17 protein-coding genes, 1 other RNA gene and 1 pseudogene are annotated in these 21,238 nt (G+C 71.2%); 13 read left to right on the plus strand and 6 right to left on the minus strand.

The genetic code is table 11. The features are described 5' to 3' along the window. Nucleotides 1-2 precede the first annotated feature (2 nt). Nucleotides 3-719, minus strand: a complete 717-nt coding sequence (locus tag ACZ6S6_RS11255) for a class I SAM-dependent methyltransferase (RefSeq protein ID WP_362961448.1) — start codon at nt 717-719, stop codon at nt 3-5. Between the two features lie 279 nt (nt 720-998). On the opposite strand from ACZ6S6_RS11255, the gene ACZ6S6_RS11260 reads away from it, so the two are divergent. Continuing rightward, nucleotides 999-2,951: a helix-turn-helix domain-containing protein gene (locus ACZ6S6_RS11260; protein WP_469705060.1), complete on the plus strand. Its 1,953-nt coding sequence runs from the start codon at nt 999-1,001 to the stop codon at nt 2,949-2,951. Between the two features lie 116 nt (nt 2,952-3,067). On the opposite strand, the pseudogene ACZ6S6_RS11265 reads toward ACZ6S6_RS11260, so the two are convergent. Next, a pseudogene (locus ACZ6S6_RS11265) lies at nt 3,068-4,258 on the minus strand (IS701 family transposase); the annotation flags it as partial. 313 nt (nt 4,259-4,571) lie between these two features. Between ACZ6S6_RS11265 and ACZ6S6_RS11270 the strand changes: the two are divergent. Next, nucleotides 4,572-6,107 (plus strand): Orn/Lys/Arg family decarboxylase, encoded by a 1,536-nt coding sequence (locus ACZ6S6_RS11270; protein WP_362961372.1) that lies wholly within the window; start codon nt 4,572-4,574, stop codon nt 6,105-6,107. Nucleotides 6,108-6,111: 4 nt separating this feature from the next. Further along, nucleotides 6,112-7,674, plus strand: coding sequence for a class I adenylate-forming enzyme family protein (locus ACZ6S6_RS11275; protein ID WP_469705063.1), 1,563 nt, complete (start codon nt 6,112-6,114; stop codon nt 7,672-7,674). A gap of 75 nt (nt 7,675-7,749) precedes the next feature. Here the strand turns inward: ACZ6S6_RS11275 and ACZ6S6_RS11280 are convergent, their stop codons facing one another. Beyond that, the gene (locus ACZ6S6_RS11280) at nt 7,750-7,953 is read right to left on the minus strand and encodes a hypothetical protein (RefSeq protein WP_024489200.1); all 204 of its coding nucleotides are present in this window, start codon (nt 7,951-7,953) and stop codon (nt 7,750-7,752) included. 259 nt (nt 7,954-8,212) lie between these two features. Between ACZ6S6_RS11280 and ftsE the strand changes: the two genes are divergently transcribed. The 5 genes from ftsE to ssrA all read left to right on the plus strand — a co-directional run bounded on the left by ftsE (nt 8,213) and on the right by ssrA (nt 12,116). Continuing rightward, nucleotides 8,213-8,902 carry a cell division ATP-binding protein FtsE gene (gene ftsE, locus ACZ6S6_RS11285; protein ID WP_327337139.1) on the plus strand — a complete coding sequence of 230 codons (690 nt, stop codon included), beginning with the start codon at nt 8,213-8,215 and terminating at the stop codon, nt 8,900-8,902. A gap of 23 nt (nt 8,903-8,925) precedes the next feature. Continuing rightward, entirely contained in the window at nt 8,926-9,843 is a 918-nt protein-coding gene (gene ftsX, locus ACZ6S6_RS11290; protein ID WP_362961367.1) for a permease-like cell division protein FtsX, read from the plus strand. A gap of 68 nt (nt 9,844-9,911) precedes the next feature. After that, entirely contained in the window at nt 9,912-11,099 is a 1,188-nt protein-coding gene (locus ACZ6S6_RS11295; RefSeq protein ID WP_469705066.1) for a S41 family peptidase, read from the plus strand. 18 nt (nt 11,100-11,117) lie between these two features. Then, complete coding sequence (smpB, locus tag ACZ6S6_RS11300) at nt 11,118-11,606, plus strand: SsrA-binding protein SmpB (protein ID WP_469705068.1); 489 nt, start codon at nt 11,118-11,120, stop codon at nt 11,604-11,606. 122 nt (nt 11,607-11,728) lie between these two features. Further along, nucleotides 11,729-12,116: a transfer-messenger RNA gene (gene ssrA, locus ACZ6S6_RS11305) on the plus strand. Between the two features lie 366 nt (nt 12,117-12,482). Here the strand turns inward: ssrA and ACZ6S6_RS11310 are convergent. Both ACZ6S6_RS11310 and ACZ6S6_RS11315 read right to left on the minus strand, forming a co-directional pair. Further along, complete coding sequence (locus ACZ6S6_RS11310; protein ID WP_469705578.1) at nt 12,483-13,034, minus strand: GNAT family N-acetyltransferase; 552 nt, start codon at nt 13,032-13,034, stop codon at nt 12,483-12,485. Between the two features lie 180 nt (nt 13,035-13,214). Continuing rightward, on the minus strand, nt 13,215-13,643 hold the full coding sequence (locus ACZ6S6_RS11315) for a type II toxin-antitoxin system HicB family antitoxin (protein WP_362961359.1): 429 nt from the start codon (nt 13,641-13,643) through the stop codon (nt 13,215-13,217). A 635-nt stretch (nt 13,644-14,278) separates the two neighbouring features. Here ACZ6S6_RS11315 and ACZ6S6_RS11320 point away from each other — a divergent pair. From ACZ6S6_RS11320 to ACZ6S6_RS11335, 4 genes are all read left to right on the plus strand, one after another. After that, nucleotides 14,279-14,968 (plus strand): hypothetical protein, encoded by a 690-nt coding sequence (locus ACZ6S6_RS11320; protein ID WP_469705070.1) that lies wholly within the window; start codon nt 14,279-14,281, stop codon nt 14,966-14,968. Beyond that, a complete protein-coding gene (locus ACZ6S6_RS11325) occupies nt 14,969-17,164 on the plus strand; it encodes a bifunctional polysaccharide deacetylase/glycosyltransferase family 2 protein (RefSeq protein ID WP_362961355.1) in 2,196 nt (731 codons plus the stop codon). It abuts the gene before it with no gap. Next, on the plus strand, nt 17,161-18,588 hold the full coding sequence (locus ACZ6S6_RS11330) for an acyltransferase family protein (RefSeq protein WP_469705073.1): 1,428 nt from the start codon (nt 17,161-17,163) through the stop codon (nt 18,586-18,588). The genes ACZ6S6_RS11325 and ACZ6S6_RS11330 overlap by 4 nt, the downstream gene beginning before the upstream one ends. A gap of 228 nt (nt 18,589-18,816) precedes the next feature. Continuing rightward, the gene (locus tag ACZ6S6_RS11335; protein ID WP_469705582.1) at nt 18,817-19,959 is read left to right on the plus strand and encodes a uroporphyrinogen-III synthase; all 1,143 of its coding nucleotides are present in this window, start codon (nt 18,817-18,819) and stop codon (nt 19,957-19,959) included. Here ACZ6S6_RS11335 and ACZ6S6_RS11340 read toward each other — a convergent pair. Further along, nucleotides 19,908-20,477, minus strand: a complete 570-nt coding sequence (locus tag ACZ6S6_RS11340) for an anthrone oxygenase family protein (protein WP_469705075.1) — start codon at nt 20,475-20,477, stop codon at nt 19,908-19,910. The genes ACZ6S6_RS11335 and ACZ6S6_RS11340 overlap by 52 nt on opposite strands. 105 nt (nt 20,478-20,582) lie before the next feature. On the opposite strand from ACZ6S6_RS11340, the gene ACZ6S6_RS11345 reads away from it, so the two are divergent. Beyond that, nucleotides 20,583-21,167, plus strand: a complete 585-nt coding sequence (locus ACZ6S6_RS11345) for a GNAT family N-acetyltransferase (protein WP_469705077.1) — start codon at nt 20,583-20,585, stop codon at nt 21,165-21,167. Nucleotides 21,168-21,238 lie beyond the last annotated feature (71 nt).

A 21,238-nucleotide genomic window follows, 5' to 3' on the forward strand; every position in this document is an offset into this window, starting at 1 on the left:
CCTCAGCCGCCCGCGACGGCGACTTCGAGCAGCATGTGCTCGACCAGGTCGCTGCTGTACTCGCCCTCGACCGTCAGCTCGCTCGCGACGGTGCGCAGCGTGCGCCCGCACTCGGCGGCGATCTCGTGCAGCCGGTCCAGGTCCCCGCGGTCGCTGAAGTGCAGCAGCACCCGGCCGTTCCCGGTGACGGCGTCCGGCGCCTGGGCCAGGAAGCGGCGATGGGTGCGGTAGCCCGGGTCCACGTAGGCCGCCTCGTGAATGGAGCCGTACGTGTATGTGTCGGGCGCGCGAACATAGTTGGAGCTCCAGAAGACGGTGTCGAAGCGCTCGCCGGGGAGTCCCGAGAACAGATCGCTGTGCACCGCGTCCAGCCGGTCCCGCACACCGTGGCGCTCGGCGTTCAGCTCCGCGTTCCGTACGGCGGGACGGCTGATGTCGGCGGCCACCACCCGAGGGCAGCCGTTCAGCGCACTGAGCACGGCGATGACGCCGGTGCCGCAGCCGATCTCCAGGAACGATCCGCGCGGGGCCTTCGCCGGCCCGCCGGCCAGCCCCAGGAAACCGATCGCGGCCTCGGTCGACGGCGAGTAGACAGGGGCGAAGACCTCGTCCAGCAGATCCCATTCCCGGCCGGCCATGGAGAAGACGGGCGGCCGGTCGGCCCGGGTGAGGGAGGCGTGGCTGCGTTGCAGAGAGCGTTCGTAGCACTGGACTCGCATCACGTGTGCATCCCCGTTTCGGTGTGTCATCGGCTGAGCACCCAGAGCGGCGCTCCGGCCCTGACGATGCCTTCGGGGCCGTGCCCGCAGGAAGGTGTCCCGGCCACAGCCTCCGGTACCGACGTGGTGCTCCGGCCACCCTCACCCACTCTGACCAGCAACTTCACAAAACAAGCCACTGGTTGACCCGGGCCGCCCGCAGGTTTTAGGTTCGCGGCAGGACTTTCGTGGTCCCGCGTCCCGGAACAGCTGGGGCGGCCCTGGGGGAGGGAACCAGCGATGCCACGCGATGCCGACCCGGTGAGCAGTGCCCTGTTCGGCCTGCTCGAACTGCTCGCGACCGAAGCGCCGCCCGACCGCTTCGAGGACTTACTGCGCACCGCCCGGTCCGAAGGCGGTGACGACGCCGAGTCCGCCGCGCTGCTGGAGCGCGCCCGCGGCCTCGCCCTGGACATCCACAGCCTGTTCGCCCGACGCCATCAGCGCGAGGCCGGACTCGCCGCCCTCGTCGACACGGCCAGGGAACTCACCCTGCCCTACGACCTGGACGCACTGCTCAAGGTCATCACCCGCCGCGCCCGGCTCCTGCTCAACCTCGACATGTCCTGGATCAGCTTTCACGACCCAGCCGAGGACTGCTCGTACGTCCGCGCGGCCGACGGGCACGCCTCCGCGATCACCGTCGGGTTCCGCATCCCCGGCTCCGGCGGGGTGGGCAACCGGTCGAGATCGCTCGCGGGCCCCTTCTGGTCCCCCGACTACCTCACGGACGAACGCTTTCCGCACTCCGCCGTCATCGACGAAGTGGTGCGCGCCGAAGGGCTCCACGCCCTCATGTCGGTCCCGCTGCACGACGGGAACCAGGTCTTCGGCTCCCTGTACGTCGCCGACCGGAACGTACGGCACTTCACGCCCGACGAGATCACCCAGATGTCCTCGCTCGGCGACCTGGTCTCCGTGGCGATCAAGAAGACCCGGCTGCTCGCCCGGGCCAGGGAGGAGATATCCGAGCTGGAGCTCGACTCCTCCCGCGCCCTGGACTCCTCCTCCGCCTCCCGGCATCTGCGCGAGACCCAGAGCCGGCTGACCGACCTGGTGCTGCGCGGCCGGGACCTGCACGAGCTGGCCGTGGCCGCGGGCGAGGCGCTCGGCGGCACCCTGCTGATCCGCGACGTGGCCGGGAGGCCGATGGCGGCCTCCGGCGCCGCGCCGGAGCTCGACGAGGGCGAACTGCTCAAGACGGTCCTGGACGCCCACACCGAGCGCGCCCCCACCCGGTCGGCCGCCGGCCTGTGGTGCTGCCCGGCCGCCGCGGGCGACGAGATCCTCGCCACCCTGGTGCTCGCACCGGACGAACCGGCCACCGACCACACCCTCCAGCTGCTGCGGACGGCCGCCCAGACCACCGCGGTCCTGCTCCAGGTCCAGCGCAGCGCCGCCGCGGCCGAGGGGCACATGCGCGACCAGCTCTTCCACGAACTGCTCAGCACCTCGCAGTACACCGCAGGGCAGCTCGCGGAGCGGGCCCGCAGACTCGCCGTCGACCTGACGGAACCTCATGTGACGGTGGTGGCACGGCCGGAGGGCGGCGTACAGGGCAAGGCCGTCGTCTGGGCGTCCTCGTACGCCCACCGGCTCTCCGGCCTGAAGACCACCGAGGGAGGCTGCATCGTCCTGCTGCTGCCCGGCACCGATCCGGGGTCCCGGGCCCGCGACGTCTCGCGCGAACTGTCCTCGGTACTCGGCCATCCGGTGACCGTGGGCGCGGCCGGACCGATCACCGACCCCGTCTCCATCATCCTCACCTACCGCGAGGCACGGCGCTGCCTGGACGCGCTGACCGCGCTCGGGAGCACCGGCGCCACCGCGTCGCCCGAAGAGCTCGGATTCCTCGGCATGCTGCTGTCCGACCGGCCGGACACGGCCTCCTTCATCGGCTCCACCATCGGGCCCGTACTCGACTACGACACCCAGCAGTTCACCGAGCTGGTGCGCACCCTGGAGGCGTACTTCGCCGCCGGGAACAGCCCCACCCGGGCGGCGGAGAGTCTGCATGTGCACCCCAACACCGTCTCGCGACGGCTGGAGCGCATCACCGACCTCCTGGGCGCCGGCTGGCAGGAGCCCGTACGCGCGCTGGAGGTGCAGCTCGCGCTGCGGCTCCAGCGCGCCCGGCACACGCTGCGCCGGACGGGCACCGCGCCCCCTCAGGCCGAGGCGCCGGCCACGTAGGGGCTGGGCAGCCGCACGGTCCGGACCGCGCGCTCCGGCTCCGGGCCCGCCGCGCGCAGGTGTTCCCAGGGCTGGCGCTGCGCCCCCGGACCGGGCACGGCGACCGGGAAGGGCTGCCGGGGAGCCGGCCCGCCCCGGCTCGTCCCGCCGAGCAGCGCGGCCGCGTGCGCCACGGACGCCAGCGTGATGTGCCGGTGCCAGCCGCGGAACGAACGGCCCTCGAAGTCCCGCAGCCCGACCCGCTCGCCGACCTCGGTGAAGTCCCGTGCGACCCCGCGGCTCAGCCGGCTCATCCGCAGCAGCGCGGGCAGCGGGGCCTGCGTCATATCGGTGAGGAACAGCTCCCCCGCCGGGCGCAGCGGATCGTTCCACACCCCGAGCAGCAGCAGGCTGCGCTGCCCCCGGTTCGGCGCCCCGGCCCGCGCGTACGGGACCCGCTGCCCGAACACCACCCGCACCGCGACGACCAGCGCGCTCGACGCGCCCCAGCGCACCTGGTGGCGCAGCCCCTTGACCGTCTCGACGATCTGCTGCGCGGACACCACACCGGCGCCGTACCCCGGCAGTGCCGGATCGGCCACCGCCAGCCGGCTCGACGGACCGATCCGGGCCAGCACCGGCATCCCGGCGGCGCCGAACTCCCGCATCAGCAAGGGGAGATCGTGGCCGCAGGCATTGAGCAGCAGCGGCCTGGGCGGCACCGGCCAGCGGTTCATCGTCTCCAGGACCACGGCCGCCGCGCACTCGTCCGGGGACTCCGCCACGGTCTCCGCCGGAATGTCCGCGCGCCGCCGCCGCACGGCGTCCTGGAGCCAGAACTCGGGCAGATGCAGGCGCCAGTTGACCGGCACACTCATCTCCTCCGAGGCGAACCACAGCCCGAAGGCGCGCTGCCCGGCCGCCCCGCCGCCCCCGGGCGTACCCGGAGCCACACCCACCGACTGGTCACCGGCCTTGGGGATCGACATCTGCTGGAGCACCCAGGCCTGCGGCGGAACCGTCCGCTGCACATAGCCGGCCAGGGCCTCCCGGACGGGCGCCCAGTCCCAGGTGGAACTGGAGATGAAGTGCTGAAGACTCTGCTCGGCGGCCGAACCCCCGGTGAGGGAGGCGATGTTGCGCATCGTCTTGCGACCGCCCACGGTCAGCAGCCCGCGCAGGTACTGCTCCCCCTTCAGGCGCTGGTCCCTCCGGCGCAGGGACGCGGAGAACACCGTGGCGGCCAGCTCGGAGACCACATCGGACGGTTCGTCTGCGTCCGGGAAACCGGCGAATACGTCCCGGACTTGGTTCAGGGCTCCACTCATACGCCAACGGTGACCCCGGCGACCCGTGCCGGACGAGGTGCGCCGGGCACCAGATCCCCCCGTGTCATGGTGCTCCGGCCACCATCAGGGCGGCCCGGAAGCCCGGATCACCCGGTGTGGGGGCTGTGACGGGTGTGGTGGGGGCACCACCCCGGTACGCCGGAGGTGACGGAGCACGTGACGGAACACCTGACGAAGTCACCCGCAACTGACAGGGCCGGGGAGAGCCGCTGACGCATCCGCACGCGGCTGCGCAGAGTGGCACCCCGGCACCCCTGACCGGGTGTTCCCTCACCTTCTGGAGTGCACAGACATGCTTGAACCCGGTAGCGGTTCTGCTGTACGTCCGGGGCCCGGCGCCCAGACCGCTCCCGGCCGGAGCGGCGCCCCGCTGGCCGAGGCGGTGCTCGCCGTGGCCCGGCGGGACATCGCCTCCTTCCACGCCCTGCCCCTCTCGCACGGGGGCTCCATCAGGAACTCGAAGGTCCGCGACGTCTACGAGGCGCTGTTCGGGCAGGCGCAGCTCGCCGCCGAGGTGTCCTACAGCGGCACGATGCTCGACTCGTTCTTCCGCCCGCGCGGACCGCTGCGCGCCGCACAGCGGCTGGCGGCGAGCAGCTTCGGCGCGGACGCCACCGTCTTCCTGTCCGCCGGCACCAGCACCGCCAACCGGGTCGCGCTCGGCGCCCTGGTACCGGCCGGCGGCAGGGTGCTGGCCGACCGCAGCTGCCACCAGTCCGTGCACTTCGCACTCGGTGACCTCGACGCGGTGACCGAGTACGCGCCGATGCGCCGCTGCTGCGCCAACTGCCCGCGGACCTTCGCCGACCTGCGGCAACTGCTCGACATGTTCGCCCTCGCCGTCGCCGAGGGCGTGCCCTACGACACCGTGGTGCTCTCCGCCGTCTCCTACGACGGGGTCCGCTACGACCTGCCGTCACTGCTGCGCGCTCTGGCCGAACTGCACCCGTCCGTATCCGTCCTGGTCGACGAGGCGTGGGGCGCCGTCCACCACTACCACCCCAGGCTGCGGTCGCTGACCGCGCTGGAGGCGGTGCGCCGGCTGCGCGAGACCGAGCCGGGACTGCCGATGACGGTCGCGGTGACCCACTCCGCCCACAAGTCCATGTCGGCGCTGCGGCAGGGGTCCTATCTGCATCTGATGGGCGACGGCGAGCTGCGGGAGCGCGTCGCGCAGTCCCTGTTCCAGCACCACACCACCTCGCCGAGCTGGCCCGTGCTGGCCAGTCTCGACCTGGCCAGGCTGCAGGCCGAGACCGAGGGGGAGGCGCTGCTGGAGCGCTCGTTGAACCTGGCCAGGACCCTGCGCGCCGAGATCCGCTCCGACCCCAGGCTCTCGGCCTTCCGGGTGCTCGGGCCGGAGGGGCACCTGACCGACCCGGCGCTGCTCGTCCACGAGGACCCCACCCGCGTCCTGGTGGACATCGGCGCCCTCGGCATCACCGCGGCCGAGTTCCGCCGCATCCTGTTCGACGAGTACGCCCTGTACGTCGCCAGGGAGAGCGGCGACGCCGTCGTCTTCCACGTCCACATCGGCGTCGACGAGGGGACCCTGCTGCGGCTGCTCGACGCGCTGCGCACCCTTCAGCGCACCTACCGGGCCACGTCCGAGGCACTGGCCGGGGACACCGCCGAACACTTCATCATCGCCTACCCGCCCGGCATCCCGATCACGGTGCCCGGCGAGAAGCTCTCCGCCCGGACCCGCGAGGAACTCGACGCGCTGCGCACCAGCGGAGTCGAGATCTACACGCTGCGCCAGGGGGGCACAGCGGCCCATCCGGCTCCGGCATCCTCCCTCCTCAGTGGAACGGCAGATACGGAGTGACCCCATGCTCAAACTCGTCGACATCCGCAGGCACGCGGCCGACCGCCCCGCACACACAGCCGTCGTCGACGGCCCGGCGCGGCTGACCTGGCGGCAGTTCGAGGACCAGGTGAGCCGGGTGACGGCCGGACTGCACGCGCTCCTGCCGCCCGGCCGCCCGGCCCGCGCGGCGTTCGCCGCCGGGAACAGCTGGCAGCTCGTCGTCGTCATGGCCGCCTGCTCGACCCTCGGCATCCCGTGCGTCGGCCTGGACTTCACCGCGACGCCCGAAGCCACCGCCCGCGCCCTGGAACAGCTGCGCCCCACCGTGCTGTTCAGCACCGCCCCGCACCGCGCCCTGCTGACGGCCGCCGCCGGGGCCGGACCGGGCGGCGACGCGCTCGCCGTCCACCTCGACGGCCCCGCCGCGAGCGCCCGCAGCTACGCCGCGCTGGCGGCCACCGAACCCCGCGACGTGGACCCGGTCGAGCAGCCCTTCGCGATGTACTGCTTCACCTCCGGGACCAGCGGCACGCCCCGCATGGTGATCCGGCACACCTCGTTCGAGGCACGCCGACTGGCCCTGCTGGTCGAGCGGTTCGCGTTCGGCCGGGACGACGTGCACCTGCTGACCGTTCCGCTCCACCACTCCTCGGGCCCCGGCTGGGCGCGGGTGTTCCTCGCCGTCGGCGGCCGGCTCGTCCTGTGCCCGCCGGGCGACCCGGAGCAGATGGCCCGGCTGATCCGTACGGAGGGCGTCTCCACCACCCTGGTGGTACCGCCCGATCTGGCGTCCCTGGTGTCGCACCCCGACTCCGCGGACCTGGCCGCCTGCCCCCGGCTGCGCTTCGTGCTCTCCGGCGGCCGGCATCTCAACCGATGGCTGATCGACACCGCGTGGAAGCGGCTCGGACCCGTTCTGCACCTGTACTACGGCACCACCGAGACCGGCCTGAACACCCTCATCACCCCCGACGACCTGCACACCGCCCCCAGCCGCGCGGGCCGGGCCATGGAGGGCAGCGCAGTCGCGGTGGTCGACGCGCGGGGGCGCCTCGTGGCGCCGGGCGTCCGGGGCCGTGTCGCCGTCGCGAGCTTCCAGCTGATGGACGACTACGCGATGGGCGTGCCGGTCTTCCTGGACCTCGACACGGGCGACGGCGAGGGCATCCGGCGGTTCCTGCTCACCGGCGACAGCGGCGTGCTCGACGAGGAGGGGCGCCTCGAACTCACCGGGCGCACGGACGGCGTCTCCAAGGTGGACGGGACGGCGCCGCTGGACGTCAATGTCTTCGGGCTCGAATACGACCTGATGGACCTCGACTGCGTACGGGACACCGCGGTCCTGCGCGTCGACCTGCCGGGCGTCGGCGATGCCCTGATCGTGCCCTTCGTCCCGGTCTCCCCGGAGCGCGGGGCCGAGGGCGAGAGCGCGGTCCGGGCCGCCTGTGCGAGCAGGGTGCCGTGCCTCCCCGCCCATGTGGTGCGGGTCGCCTCGATCCCGTACAGCCCGACCGGCAAGGCACGGGCGGGGGAGCTGCTGGCGCGGGTGCTCCCGCGCGTACTCGCGCGGGAGCCGGTGGCCTGAGCGTTCAGGTGAGCGGGCCGTTCCGGGTGACCGGGTGGCTCCGGTCGGTCACGCCGCCCGGTGGGCGAGCATCGGTCACGCCGCCTGGTGGGCGAGCAGTGCCAGCGCGCACAGCAGCACCACCAGCAGGGCGATCAGCATCATCGGGTTCATCCCGCCGAAGGGGCCCTGCCCCTGTCCCTGCTGCTCCAGCCGCGCGCGGCTGGCCCGGCACACGGGGCAGCGCCCCTCGGCCACGGGCGCCGCACAGTTCGCGCACACCAATCGGTCGTAGGTCATGCGCTTTCCTCCTCCCGCGCGGCGGAGCCGCACAAGCCCTCACTCCGCACAACGCTCACGGAAACGCCACCGTTCCCCCTACCACTGTGCCAGCTCGCGAGGATTTCGGCGCGGCCCGCCGGACAGGTCACGGAAGCTCCCGTTTCGCTCCTGCTTGCGTTCCGTCATAAATCACCCATCCCGGTACGCGTGCCTGCACGCGCCAGTCCGGTTCGCGTATGGTCACGCTCACCTACTCCCGGCCGACCGTGGTGCATCCGTGATCCGATTCGACAACGTCTCCAAGACCTACCCCAGGCAGAGCCGTCCCGCTCTACGGGATGTGTCTCTCGATATCGAGAAGGGCGAGTTCGTCTTCCTGGTGGGCTCCTCCGGCTCCGGCAAGTCCACCTTCATGCGACTCATCCTCCGCGAGGAGCGCGCCAGCCAGGGCATGGTCCACGTCCTGGGCAAGGACCTCGCGCGCATGTCCAACTGGAAGGTGCCGCACATGCGCCGCCAGCTGGGCACCGTCTTCCAGGACTTCCGGCTGCTTCCCAACAAGACCGTCGCGGAGAACGTGGCGTTCGCCCAGGAAGTGATCGGCAAGCCGCGCGGTGAGATCCGCAAGGCCGTTCCGCAGGTCCTCGACCTCGTCGGCCTCGGCGGCAAGGAGGACCGGATGCCCGGTGAGCTCTCCGGTGGTGAGCAGCAGCGCGTGGCGATCGCGCGGGCCTTCGTGAACCGGCCCATGCTGCTGATCGCGGACGAGCCGACCGGCAACCTCGACCCGCAGACCTCGGTCGGCATCATGAAGCTCCTGGACCGGATCAACCGGACCGGGACCACCGTGATCATGGCGACCCACGACCAGAACATCGTCGACCAGATGCGCAAACGCGTCATCGAGCTCGAGCAGGGCCGTCTCGTACGTGACCAGGCGCGCGGCGTCTACGGCTACCAGCACTGAGCACCCAGCACTGAAAGGACGCCATGCGCGCCCAGTTCGTCCTGTCGGAGATCGGCGTCGGCCTCCGTCGCAACCTCACGATGACCTTCGCCGTCGTCGTCTCCGTCGCCCTCTCGCTCGCCCTGTTCGGTGGCGCGCTGCTCATGCGCGAGCAGGTCAGCACGATGAAGGACTACTGGTACGACAAGGTCAACGTCTCCATCTACCTCTGCGGCAAGGGGGATTCGGAGACGGTGGTCCAGTGCGCCAAGGGTGCGGTCACCGGGGAGCAGAAGAAGGAGATCGAGGGCGATCTCAGGAAGATGGACGTCGTCGAGACGGTGACGTACGAGTCGTCCGACCAGGCGTACAAGCACTACCAGGAGGAGTTCGGCGACTCCCCGATGGCCGGCAACATCACGCCGGACCAGATGCCGGAGTCGTTCCGCGTCAAACTCCACGACCCGACCAAGTACAAGGTCGTCGCCACGGCCTTCGCCGGCCGCAACGGGGTGCAGTCGGTGCAGGACCAGAGAAGCATCCTGGACAACCTCTTCGGTCTGATGAACGGCATGAACGTCGCCGCGCTCTTCGTGATGGCGCTGATGCTGGTCATCGCGCTGATGCTGATCGTGAACACGGTCCGGGTGTCCGCGTTCAGCCGACGGCGCGAGACGGGCATCATGCGGCTCGTCGGCGCCTCCGGCTTCTACATCCAGATGCCGTTCATCATGGAGGCCGCGTTCGCCGGTCTCATCGGCGGCGTACTGGCCTGCGTCATGCTGCTGGCCGGCCGCTACTTCCTGATCGACGGCGGCCTGGCGCTCCAGGACAAGCTGAATCTGATCGACTTCATCGGCTACGACGCGGTCCTCACCAAGCTCCCGCTGGTCCTGGCGATCGGTCTGCTGATGCCCGCGGTCGCCGCTCTCTTCGCGCTGCGCAAGTACCTCAAGGTATGACGATCACCTCCTGAGGCGCGCGGCCGACGGACCGCGCGCCGGGGAGCCGTACCTCTAGACTCAACGCCATGTCTGGCCCCGTACATCGTGTCGGGCCCCGCGGACTCTGTCGCGGGGCGGCCCTGACATTGGTCTTCGCGAGCGTTCTCGCCACCGGCGCCGCCACCGGTTCGCTGCCGCGCGGCGACGGGCGCGGTACCGAGACGAAGACCCGGCCCGTCGCCTCCTTCACGGACCGGGACGCGGTGGCCGAGGCCGCCGCCGACGCCGTGGCGGACGGCAAGTCCGGCACCGAGGCGGCCGAGGAGGTCGTCAGCCGCAGCGGGGACCGCTGGGGCGCGGTGTACGACGAGCGGGAGTACCAGGAGTTCGAGCAGGCCCTCGACGGCTCGTACACGGGGGTCGGGATCGCCGCCAGACGCTCCGCCGACGGGCTGGTCGCGGTGGCCCGGGTCCAGCCGGGCAGCCCCGCCGACCGGGCCGGTATCCGCGCGGGCGACCTGATCCGCACGGTCGACGGCCGCCGGGTCGACCGCCGCCCGGTCTCCGACGTGGTGGCCCTGCTGCGCGGTGACCGTACCGGCGCGGCGGCGGGGAGCACCGTCGTCCTGGGGGTGCAGCGGGGCTCCGCCGACCGGACGCAGACGCTGCACCGGGCCCGTCTCACCACCGAGGCCGTCACCGTGCGGCGGCTCGGACCGGACCGTTCCGATTCCTCCGAGGCTGTACTGATCGAGGTCGGCTCGTTCACCAAGGGTTCGGGCGACGAGATCCGTGACGCCGTCCGGGAGGCACCGGCGGGCGCCGGTGTGCTGCTGGACCTGCGCGGCAACTCCGGCGGGCTGGTCACCGAGGCCGTCACCGCCGCCTCCGCCTTCCTGGACGGCGGCCTGGTCGCCACCTACGACGTGCACGGCGAGCAGCGCGCCCTGTACGCGGACGGCGGCGGTGACACCGTGCGCCCCGTCGTCGTCCTCATCGACGGCGGCACGATGAGCGCGGCCGAGCTGCTGACCGGCGCCCTCCAGGACCGGGGGCGGGCCGTCACGGTCGGCTCGCGCACCTTCGGCAAGGGTTCCGTCCAGATGCCGAGCAAGCTCGCGGGCGGCTCGGTGGCCGAGCTGACCGTGGGCCACTACCGGACTCCGGCGGGCCGGAGCGTCGACGACCGGGGCATCACACCGGACCTCGCGGTGAGCTCGCGGGCCCAGGAACGGGCCGAGACGGTATTGAGTGGCCTCGGGGGTGGGTCGTAGTGCGAAAATGGCCGCACTATGGCTAAGGAAAAGGACACCGGGCGCAAGATCATCGCGCAGAACAAGAAGGCGCGCCACGACTACACCATCCTCGACACCTACGAGTGCGGCCTCGCGCTGATGGGCACCGAGGTCAAATCGCTGCGCATGGGCCGGGCCTCACTGGTGGACGGCTTCGTGCAGATCGACGGCGGCGAGGCGTGGCTGCACAACATCCACGTCCCGGAGTACGTCCAGGGCACCTGGACCAACCACTCGGCCAAGCGCAAGCGCAAGCTGCTGATGCACCGGGCCGAGATCGACAAGCTGGAGTCGAAGTCGCAGGAGACCGGCCACACGATCGTGCCGCTCGCCCTGTACTTCCGGGGCGGCCGGGTCAAGGTCGAGATCGCGCTGGCGAAGGGCAAGAAGGAGTACGACAAGCGGCAGACGCTGCGTGAGAAGCAGGACACGAGGGAGACTAACCGGGCGGTCTCGGCGGCCCGCCGGCGCCAGCGGAGCGCCTGACCTGACCCGCGGGGACCGGCCGGCGGCCGGTCCGCCAGGAATACGCTGGCATCGGCGTGCGTTGGTCACGTACGATGGCACTGCACCCCACGGGGTGTGTACCACCTTTGAAAAATCAACATGGGGATGATCGGTTTCGACAGCGGATGTCGAAGCAGGGGAAGCGAGTCGAGGAAGCGGCAATGATCTCGTTAACCATATGTCGCAACCAATAATCGCCAATTCCAAGCGCGATTCCTCCGCCTTCGCCCTCGCTGCCTAATTAGCAGCTAAGCGAAGACTCTGCGGAGTGTCAGCCCGGGGGTGATCCCGACCCGGATCCTGGCATCATTTAGGGATCTAAACTTCTAGGCCCGGTCACGGGGCCCTGAAGGAAATCAAACAGTGACTGGGCCTGTCGGAGGCTTGTTCGCGTGACCTCCGGGGCCGAGAAAAGCGCAGCGAACTGCACTCGGAGAAGCCCTGATTCCGCACCGTTGGACGCGGGTTCGATTCCCGCCATCTCCACAGCTGATCGGCCCCCTGCCCTGCGATTCCGTCGCAGGGCAGGGGGCCACCCCTTTATATGGGAGCACCGTGGGAGCGTCAGACCCCGTGCATACCGCCACGCGACCGCGTACGCCCGCACAGCAACAGGGCCAGGGGGCACGCGGTCTTCGTCATCCTCCACGGCACAGGCCCGCGCCATCGGATACGGATACGTCGAGACGAAGCGGAAGGACGGCAAGCTGCCGTCTGTCCCGCCTCCGGGCACCGTGATCGCCCACCAGATCAGCGAAGACGGTGTCACGGACGTCATCGCCTGATCGTCAGCGTTCTTCGGCCCCCTGCCTCCAAGAGGCAGGGGGCCGACTCGTTACCCGATGCGCCCGGCGGTCAGCCGAACAACGCCTTCACGGAGGAGGGGCCGGTGAAGTCCTCCGCCAGGGCGTCCATGAGGACTTCGCCGCAGACCGCGCCGAGCCAGTAGCCGGCCCCGCGGAGCACTCCGGCGCGCTGGAACCCCGCCTTCTCGTAAGCCTTGATCCCGGCGGTGTTGGGCTCCAGCACCTTCAACCAGACCATGCGCAGATTGGCGACGTGGAAGGCGTAGTCCAGGGTCAGCCGGGTAGCCCCGGAGCCCAGGCCCCGACCGCGGGCTTCACGGCTGAGCATGATCACGAACTCCGCCGTTCGTACGGCGTCGTCGGGCAGGAGCGTGGTCACCCCCACCGGGACGGGCCGGCCGCCGGTCAGGTCGTAGACGGTGAAGCGCGGGTTCGTACCACGGACCTGGTGGGCCATGCCCTCGGTACGGGCCTCCAGGGACTCCGGAACCTGGCGGCCGTAGCCGACCATCAGCGTAGGATCCTGCTCCCACCGCCAGTACGTCTCCACCAGGTCAGGCCGGTACGGGCCCAGGGCGCAGGTCTTCGTGGCGATCCACAGGGTGGGGTCAGGGTCGGTCACCGGGGGCTCCGATCGTGAGGGCGGTCGTCACCCTCGGCGTAGGCCTGGGCGAGCAGGGCGGCGAAGGCGCGCTCCCAGGTGCCGTCGATTGACAGTCGAACGCGTCAGCCAGGCGGCGAGTCGAACGCGTCAGCAGAACCACCACTCACGTCATGCCTGTCAGGCGGCAACGGGCTTCTTCTTGGCGCTCTTGCTCGCTGCCTTGGGTGCGAGCTGGGCGATCCGCTGGTGTGTGACGCCGAGCATGCGACCGGCCTCGGCCTGCGTCAGCCCGAGGCCGACGAGTGTCTTCGCTGCTCGTGTCATCGCCGCGCGGCGGCGCCTCTCCGCCTCTTGCGCGGCAGCGTCGGCTTCTTCGGCCTCCCGCACGACCTCGAACATCGCCGGGTCGGCCGGGACGAGGTCGACGGTGTAGGCAGCCGGATCGTCCTCGATATCCAGAACGAGACTGACCAGATCCCGCGCGTTCTCGTGGGCCTCGGTCCAAGTGAGGCCCTGTGTGACGTTCTGCTCCCCTTTTGGGAGACCGTCGATGCTCACGACCCAAAAGCGTCCCTGACGCTCTGCTGTTGCCTTGTGCGTGGTCATTCAGTGCGCCCCTTTTTCGCTCAGTTCGATGATGTGGAGACGGTTGGCCCGGAGGCCGAGGGGGCTTACGCCTCCTCGGCCGTCCGGATGATCGATGCGGCGGTGCCCTCCGCGATCTCGGAGTGCCGGGGGACATGGACTTTGATCGCGCCGATTCTAGTCTGACTTGAGTCTGCACTCAAGTCGGACTAGAATCTTGAGGCTGTGCCCGCCCGGAGGCCTCCGGACGCGGGTGCTTGCGCACAAACCACCAGGTGCCGATCGGCTCAGGGGGAGGCGGTGCTCTCCGCGCAAGCGGCGGTGACCCGACCTTGGGGCCTCGCTTTTCGCTGTCCGCGGCGCGGCGCGGCGGACATGATCAGCGCGCGGGAGCGTGTGCCCCGGCGCGCGGACCGACAGCGCGCGCCCGCTGTCAGGCCGCCCCGGGCGGCGCCCGCACTGTTCGTCGGAACAGATGTATGTCTCATGATGAACAACACCGGACAGTAGGGTCGGAGCATCCTCGGCGTGCGCTACATTCATCGTCCGGGTGCGCTGTGGTAGGGGGCGCTGGGACAGGGTGGGGGCCCGGTCCGGCGACACACAACCGGTCATTCGCGCGCACCCGATCCTGAGTGGGGGAAGTGCGTACAACAGTGGAAACTTGGCGTGAAGGTGCCCATGCGGGGCATACACACGAGCCGAACGAAGTCACCATCCAACTCGACGGTCTGGGACGGCAGCTCTCCGAGCTGCTACCGGAACCCGGCGCTCCGGAAGGCTCCGACGGCCCTGTTTTCGTCGACGAGAGCGGGCGGCGGAGCAAGACGCTCCGGCGGTTCGGCTGGGTGATCGCGGCGGTCTGCGTCTGCTTCGCGGTGACGCTCGTCGGTGCCGTCCTCGGCGGCAACTCCAGCGCTCCGTTTCTGCCGCTTTCCGGCCAGAACGAGCACAAGAAGGCGGAAGAGGTGCAGGTGCCTCCGACGCCGGGCGAGAGCGCGGGCGCCCTGGTGACGCCCGGTGCGTCGGCCGGCTCCTCGCCGTCCGCCCCGGTGAACGGGAGCAGCGCCCCGGTGGTGCCGGGCAGCTCCGCCACCGCCGGTTCCCCGGCGCCCGGTACCGGCTTCTCGGCACCGGCCCCCATCGTGCCGGCCGGGGACCGGACCGAGACCGGCGGCGGCGGCGGCGGTGGTGGCACCGCGCCGACCGCCGACACCCCGGTCTCCGCCCCGCCCACCAGCACCGCGACGCCTCCCGCCGACCCCGAGACGCCGCCGCCGGACACCGTGACACCGCCCGTCGAGTCCACGGACCCTCCTGCGCAAGAGCAAGAAGGCGCCAAGTAAATGACCACCCCCGTCACGCGGGGCAGGCACAACCGCAGGAAGCGGACCCGGCGGCGCAGGCTCCCCATGCGCTATCTGCTGCCGTTCCTGCTCCTCGTCGCCCTGCTCGCCATGCTGATGCTGCGCGGATACGTGCACAGCGAAATCCTCGCCGACCACCGGATCCAGCCACCTGCGGCCACCGACCAGGTGCCCCAGCAGGTCCTCGAAGGCGGACCGGTCATCGACGCGCGCAGCGCGACCGAGCCCGCCAAGACCCTGCGCATCCCCGATCACCACATCGTGCTGACCTTCGACGACGGCCCCGACCCGGTGTGGACCCCGCGGGTGCTCGACAAGCTCAAGGAGTACGACGCACACGCCGTCTTCTTCGTCACCGGCACCATGGCCTCGCGCTATCCCGAGCTGGTGAAGCGCATGGTCGACGAGGGGCACGAGGTCGGGCTGCACACCTTCAACCACCCCGACCTCTCCTACCAGTCCCACTCCCGCATCGACTGGGAGCTCTCGCAGAACCAGCTGGTGCTGGCGGGCGCGGCCGGAATCCGTACGTCGCTGTTCCGCCCGCCGTACTCCTCGTTCGCCGACGCCATGGACGACAAGTCCTGGCCGGTCACCCAGTACATCGGCAGCCGCGGCTACCTCACCGTCGTCAACAACACCGACAGCGAGGACTGGAAGCGCCCCGGTGTCCGCACCATCATCAAGAACGCCACCCCGAAGCACGGCAAGGGCGCCATCGTCCTGATGCACGACTCCGGAGGCGACCGGTCCCAGTCCGTGGCCGCGCTCGACCGCTTCCTGCCCAGGATGCAGGACGAGGGGTACGAGTTCGCCAACCTCACCACCGCCCTCGGCGGCCCCAGCGCGCACACCCCGGTCACCGGCCTCGCGCTCTGGAAGGGCAAGGCGTTCGTCCACGCCGTCGCTGTCTCGGAGCACATCACCGATGTGATGGCGGCCGGTCTCGCTGTCATCGGGGTGCTCGTCATCAGCCGCTTCGGACTGATGCTGCTGCTCTCCTTCGTGCACGCGCGCCGGGTCCGGAAACGGGACTTCAGCTGGGGCGAGCCGGTCACCCGACCGGTGACCGTCCTGGTGCCCGCGTACAACGAACGCGAGTGCATCGCCAACACGGTGCGCTCCCTGGTGGCAAGTGACTATCCGGTCGAAGTCATCGTGATCGACGACGGCTCCACGGACGGCACCGCGGACATCGTCGAGGCGATGTGGCTGCCGAACGTACGGGTGGTGCGCCAGCGCAACGCCGGGAAGCCCGCGGCCCTCAACAACGGCATCGCGCACGCCCGCCACGACATCATCGTGATGATGGACGGCGACACGGTCTTCGAGCCGGCCACCGTCCGCGAGCTCGTGCAGCCCTTCGCCGATCCCCGGGTCGGGGCCGTCGCGGGCAACGCCAAGGTCGGCAACCGGGACTCGATGATCGGGGCCTGGCAGCACATCGAGTACGTGATGGGCTTCAACCTCGACCGCAGGATGTACGACCTGCTGCGCTGCATGCCCACCATCCCCGGCGCGGTCGGGGCGTTCCGCCGTGGCGCGCTGGACCGGATCGGCGGCATGAGCGAGGACACCCTCGCCGAGGACACCGACGTCACGATGGCCCTGCACCGGGACGGCTGGCGCGTCGTGTACGCGGAGAACGCCCGCGCCTGGACCGAGGCGCCGGAGACCGTGCAGCAGCTGTGGTCGCAGCGCTACCGGTGGTCGTACGGCACGATGCAGGCCATCTGGAAGCACCGCCGCGCGGTCGTCGAGCGCGGGCCGTCCGGCCGTTTCGGACGCGTCGGGCTGCCGTTCGTCGCCCTGTTCATGGTCGTCGCCCCGCTGCTCGCGCCCCTCATCGACGTCTTCCTGTTGTACGGACTCGTCTTCGGCCCCACTCAGAAGACGGTCCTCGCCTGGCTCGGCGTCCTGGCGGTGCAGGCCGTCTGCGCCGCGTACGCCTTCCGGCTCGACCGGGAACGCATGACGTATCTGATCTCGCTGCCCCTCCAGCAGATCCTCTACCGGCAGCTCATGTACGTGGTGCTGCTCCAGTCCTGGATCACCGCTCTCACCGGCGGCCGGCTGCGGTGGCAGAAGCTGCGCCGCACCGGAGCCGTGGAGGCGCCCGGCTCGATACCCAGCCAGCGGCGCGGCAGCAGCAATGACCGGAGGCCCGTCGCATGACCCACCCGAGCCACCCCTCGGCCTACCCGCAGCAGCCGCCCGGGGAGCCGCACACGGTGCCGTTCCCGGCGCAGCAGCAGTGGGCACCCGCCGGGCAGGGGCAGTACCCGCCCGTCGACGCCCGGTACGCCCCGCCCGCCGACGCCCGGTACGCGCTGCCCCCCGAGACCGCGGCGGCGGTGCCCGCCCCCGCGAAGGAGCCGGCGGCCAACGCGCCGAAGGCGGGCGGCCGCGACCGCTACCTCGACCTGCTCCGTGCCGTCGCGCTCGTCCGCGTCGTCATCTTCCACCTGTTCGGCTGGGCCTGGCTGACCATCCTGTTCCCGTCCATGGGCGTGATGTTCGCCCTGGCCGGCTCCCTGATGGCCAGGTCGCTGGCCCGGCCTGCCTGGAGCGTCCTGCGCGGCCGGCTGCGCAGACTGCTGCCGCCGATGTGGGCGTTCGCCGCCCTCGTCGTACCGATGATGTTCGTGATGGGCCTCAAGCCGGTGCGGGAGGAGGGCATCTGGTGGTTCCTGAAGCTGGGCTGCTACATCCTGCCGGTCGGCTCGCCGCCGTACCCGTGGGTGAGCGGTTCCGAAAGCGGGTTCCTGGAGCAGTCGTGGGCCGAACAGGCGGCGGGCCCGCTCTGGTACATCCGCGCCTACCTCTGGTTCGTCCTGGCCTCCCCGCTGCTGCTGAAGGCGTTCCGCCGGCTGCCGTGGGCGACGCTGCTCGCGCCGATCGGCCTCACGGCCGTCATCGGCACCGGTCTGGTGACCGTTCCCGGAGCGACGGGCGAGGCGCTCGTCGACTTCGGCACGTTCGGCTCCTGCTGGATCCTGGGCTTCGCCCACAACGACGGGCTGCTGCGCAAGATCCCGCGCTACATCTCGGTCTCATCGGCCGCGCTCATCATGGCCTTCGGCCTCTGGTGGGCGTCCGGGCACCTCACCGACGAGGGCTGGAACCTGGACGAGATCCCGCTCGCCCAGGCCACCTGGTCACTGGGCTTCTGCGCGATCCTGCTCCAGTACGCGCCCTCGTGGAAGGAACTGCCGGGCCGGCTGGCCGGCTGGGACGGCCCGATCACCCTGGCCAACAACCGGGCCGTGACGATCTACCTCTGGCACAACATGCTGCTCATGGCGACGATGCCGATCATCGATCAGCTGTGGAACATCCCATGGGTCGGTGAACACCTCGATACGTACATCGACGCCTCGTACGACGCGCTCGTGCTGATCCTGATCTGGCCCCTGATAGGGGTGATGATCGTCGCGGTCGGCTGGGTCGAGGACGTGGCGGCGAAACGGCGGCCCCGGCTCTGGCCCAACGGCGCACCGAAGCGGACCGGGAAGCGGGCCGCGGGACGCGGCACACCGCAACCGGAACCGGAACCGGAACCGGAACCGGCCCGGCCCCCGGGACCGCGCCGGCGGTGAGCGCCCGCACCGGGCCGGCGGCACGGTATACCTTCGCCGCCCCGCGGCCGTGCCGGCGAAGCCCCGGCTGAGCCCCGGCTCGGCCATGCCGAGGTGTGATGATGGCCGCACGGTGTCGGGTGACGTAACGGGCGGGAAATGCGGGCGAACCGAGCCCGTCACGCATCGTTGGCAGGGTCGGTCCTGCGCACCATCGAGCAGCAGCGGGACGAGAGCCGGGTAGACCCTATGCACGACGACGAACAGCACGGGCCCCTCGCGGGCTTCACGGTCGGCGTCACCGCCGCGCGCCGGGCGGACGAACTCGCCACGCTGCTGCGGCGGCGGGGCGCCGCCGTGGTGCACGCGCCCGCCCTGCGGACCGTGCCGCTCGCCGACGACAGCGAACTCCTCGCCGCCACCGAGGAACTCCTCGACAGCGCCCCCGACGTGGTCATCGCCACCACCGCGATCGGCTTCCGGGGCTGGATCGAGGCCGCCGACGGCTGGGGCGTCGGGGCCCGGCTGCTGGACCGGCTGCGCGGCGTCGAGCTGCTGGCCCGCGGCCCCAAGGTCAAGGGCGCGGTCCGGGCCGCCGGGCTGACGGAGACGTGGTCACCCGCCTCCGAGTCCATGGCGGAAGTGCTGGAACGGCTCCTGGCACAGGGCATCGAGGGCCGCCGCATCGCCCTCCAGCTGCACGGCGAACCGCTCCCCGGCTTCGTGGAGTCGCTGCGGGCGGCCGGCGCCGAGGTCATCGGCGTCCCGGTCTACCGCTGGATGCCGCCCGAGGACATCGGCCCGCTCGACCGGCTCCTCGACCTCACCATCGCTCGCGGCCTGGACGCCCTCACCTTCACCAGCGCCCCGGCCGCCGCCTCGCTGCTGCGCCGCGCCGGGGAGCGCGGCATGCTCCCCGAGCTCCTGAGCGCTCTGCGGGACGACGTCGTATCGGCCTGCGTCGGACCGGTCACCGCACTCCCGTTGCAGGCCCACGGGCTCGACACCATCCAGCCGGAGCGCTTCCGGCTCGGCCCGCTCGTCCAGGTGCTCTGCCGTGAACTGCCCACCCGGGCACGTACGTTGCCCGTCGCCGGGCACCGGGTCGAGATCCGCGGCCACGCGGTCCTGGTCGACGGCGAGCTGCGCCCGGTGCCGCCGGCGGGGATGGCCCTGCTGCACACCCTGGCCCGCAGGCCGGGCTGGGTGGTGGCCCGCGCCGATCTGCTGCGCGCCCTGCCCGGCAGCGGTACGGACGAGCACGCGGTGGAGACGGCCATGGCCCGGCTGCGTACCGCGCTCGGCGTGCCCCGGATCGTCCAGACGGTCGTCAAACGCGGTTACCGGCTGGCCCTGGACCCGGCGTCGGAAGCCGGGTGCGCGGACTCCTGAGGGAGCTGTCGCCCCAGCAGGCGGGAAGCCCGCAGGAGGAGGGCGAGCGCGGCGGTGCACAGGGCCGCCCGTACCGCGTTCCAGGCGACCCACGCGTTCTCGAACCGGTCCCGCACGGCCGCCGGGTCGGCGATGCGCGCCGGGTTCCCGGCCCGCGCGAGCTCGTCGTTGAGCGGGACGCTGACGCCCGAGGTGAGCAGGAAGGCGACGGCGTACACGGCGAACGCGGCGAAGAGCCACCCGCGCGGGCCGGGGGAGCGGCGCTGCTGCCAGGCGGCCGCCGCGGTGAGGGCCGGCGCTCCGAAGAAGCCGGCGAAGAACACCGGGTTCTCTATGACGTCGTTGATGTTCCGCATGACCTCGATGAAGGTCCGGTCGTCGCTGCGGCCGAGCGCGGGCATGACCGCGCAGGAGAAGACGTAGAACGTGCCCGCGACGAGGCCGGTGGTGACGGCGGCGCCACCGAGCACGAGATGGTGGAGGGCGCGGTCCGGCCGGTGGGCCTGGCTGTTTGTCATGGCTCCAGTGAAGTGGCGGGGCCGTCCCGGCTCCATCGCTCAGGCGCGCAGCTCCCTACGCGGGCGTCCAAGGGGCGCCCGGGACCGCCGGGATACCGTGCGGGGATGATCAATGACGCCCACCGGCTCGACGCGGAGGTACGGCTCCGTCCCGTCACCGAGGCCGACGCGGCCTCCCTCGCCGCATCGATGACCCGCAGCCGTACGTACATGCGCCCCTGGGAACCCCGGCGGCCCGACGCCTTCTACACCGAGCGGGGGCAGCGGGAGCGGGTGGCCGGACTGCTGGCCGAACGCGAGGCCGGGCGCGTGATGCCCTGGTCGCTGGTGGACGGGGAGGACCGGGCGATCGGCGGGTTCCACCTCAACGCCGTGGTGCTCGGGTCCTTCCGCAGTGCCACGCTCGGCTACTGGGTGGACGTCGAGTACGCGGGCCGTGGGCTGGCCACCGCCGCGGTGCGCAAGATCTGCGAGCTGGCCCGGGACGAGCTGCGGCTGCACCGGATCGAGGCGGGAACGGTTCTGGACAACGTGGCGTCGCAGCGGGTGCTCGCCAAGTGCGGCTTCGAGCACTTCGGCACGGCCCCGCGCTATATGCACATCGACGGCGAATGGCGCGATCACCGCCTCTTCCAACGCATCCTGCACGACGGCCCGTTGACCGGGGAACCGGTCGCGCGCGGCGTCTGAGGCGCCCGCCGCCGGGGTCCGCGCGGCGGCAGGGGTTACGGGCGGGGTCCGGTAGGGGCACTCTGGTGTGG

The sequence above is a fragment of the Streptomyces sp. NPDC048671 genome (assembly GCF_055587045.1).

Bases quoted from the DNA above. Each gene is read 5' to 3' on its own strand.
- ACZ6S6_RS11260 (WP_469705060.1), top strand. From the start codon at position 999: ATGCCACGCGATGCCGACCCGGTGAGCAGTGCCCTGTTCGGCCTGCTC.
- ftsX (WP_362961367.1), top strand. From the start codon at position 8,926: ATGCGCGCCCAGTTCGTCCTGTCGGAGATCGGCGTCGGCCTCCGTCGC.
- ACZ6S6_RS11315 (WP_362961359.1), bottom strand. From the start codon at position 13,643: ATGACCACGCACAAGGCAACAGCAGAGCGTCAGGGACGCTTTTGGGTC.
- smpB (WP_469705068.1), top strand. From the start codon at position 11,118: ATGGCTAAGGAAAAGGACACCGGGCGCAAGATCATCGCGCAGAACAAG.
- ACZ6S6_RS11295 (WP_469705066.1), top strand. From the start codon at position 9,912: ATGTCTGGCCCCGTACATCGTGTCGGGCCCCGCGGACTCTGTCGCGGG.
- ACZ6S6_RS11275 (WP_469705063.1), top strand. From the start codon at position 6,112: ATGCTCAAACTCGTCGACATCCGCAGGCACGCGGCCGACCGCCCCGCA.
- ACZ6S6_RS11280 (WP_024489200.1), bottom strand. From the start codon at position 7,953: ATGACCTACGACCGATTGGTGTGCGCGAACTGTGCGGCGCCCGTGGCC.
- ACZ6S6_RS11255 (WP_362961448.1), bottom strand. From the start codon at position 719: ATGCGAGTCCAGTGCTACGAACGCTCTCTGCAACGCAGCCACGCCTCC.
- ACZ6S6_RS11270 (WP_362961372.1), top strand. From the start codon at position 4,572: ATGCTTGAACCCGGTAGCGGTTCTGCTGTACGTCCGGGGCCCGGCGCC.
- ACZ6S6_RS11325 (WP_362961355.1), top strand. From the start codon at position 14,969: ATGACCACCCCCGTCACGCGGGGCAGGCACAACCGCAGGAAGCGGACC.
- ACZ6S6_RS11330 (WP_469705073.1), top strand. From the start codon at position 17,161: ATGACCCACCCGAGCCACCCCTCGGCCTACCCGCAGCAGCCGCCCGGG.
- ACZ6S6_RS11340 (WP_469705075.1), bottom strand. From the start codon at position 20,477: ATGACAAACAGCCAGGCCCACCGGCCGGACCGCGCCCTCCACCATCTC.
- ACZ6S6_RS11345 (WP_469705077.1), top strand. From the start codon at position 20,583: ATGATCAATGACGCCCACCGGCTCGACGCGGAGGTACGGCTCCGTCCC.
- ACZ6S6_RS11335 (WP_469705582.1), top strand. From the start codon at position 18,817: ATGCACGACGACGAACAGCACGGGCCCCTCGCGGGCTTCACGGTCGGC.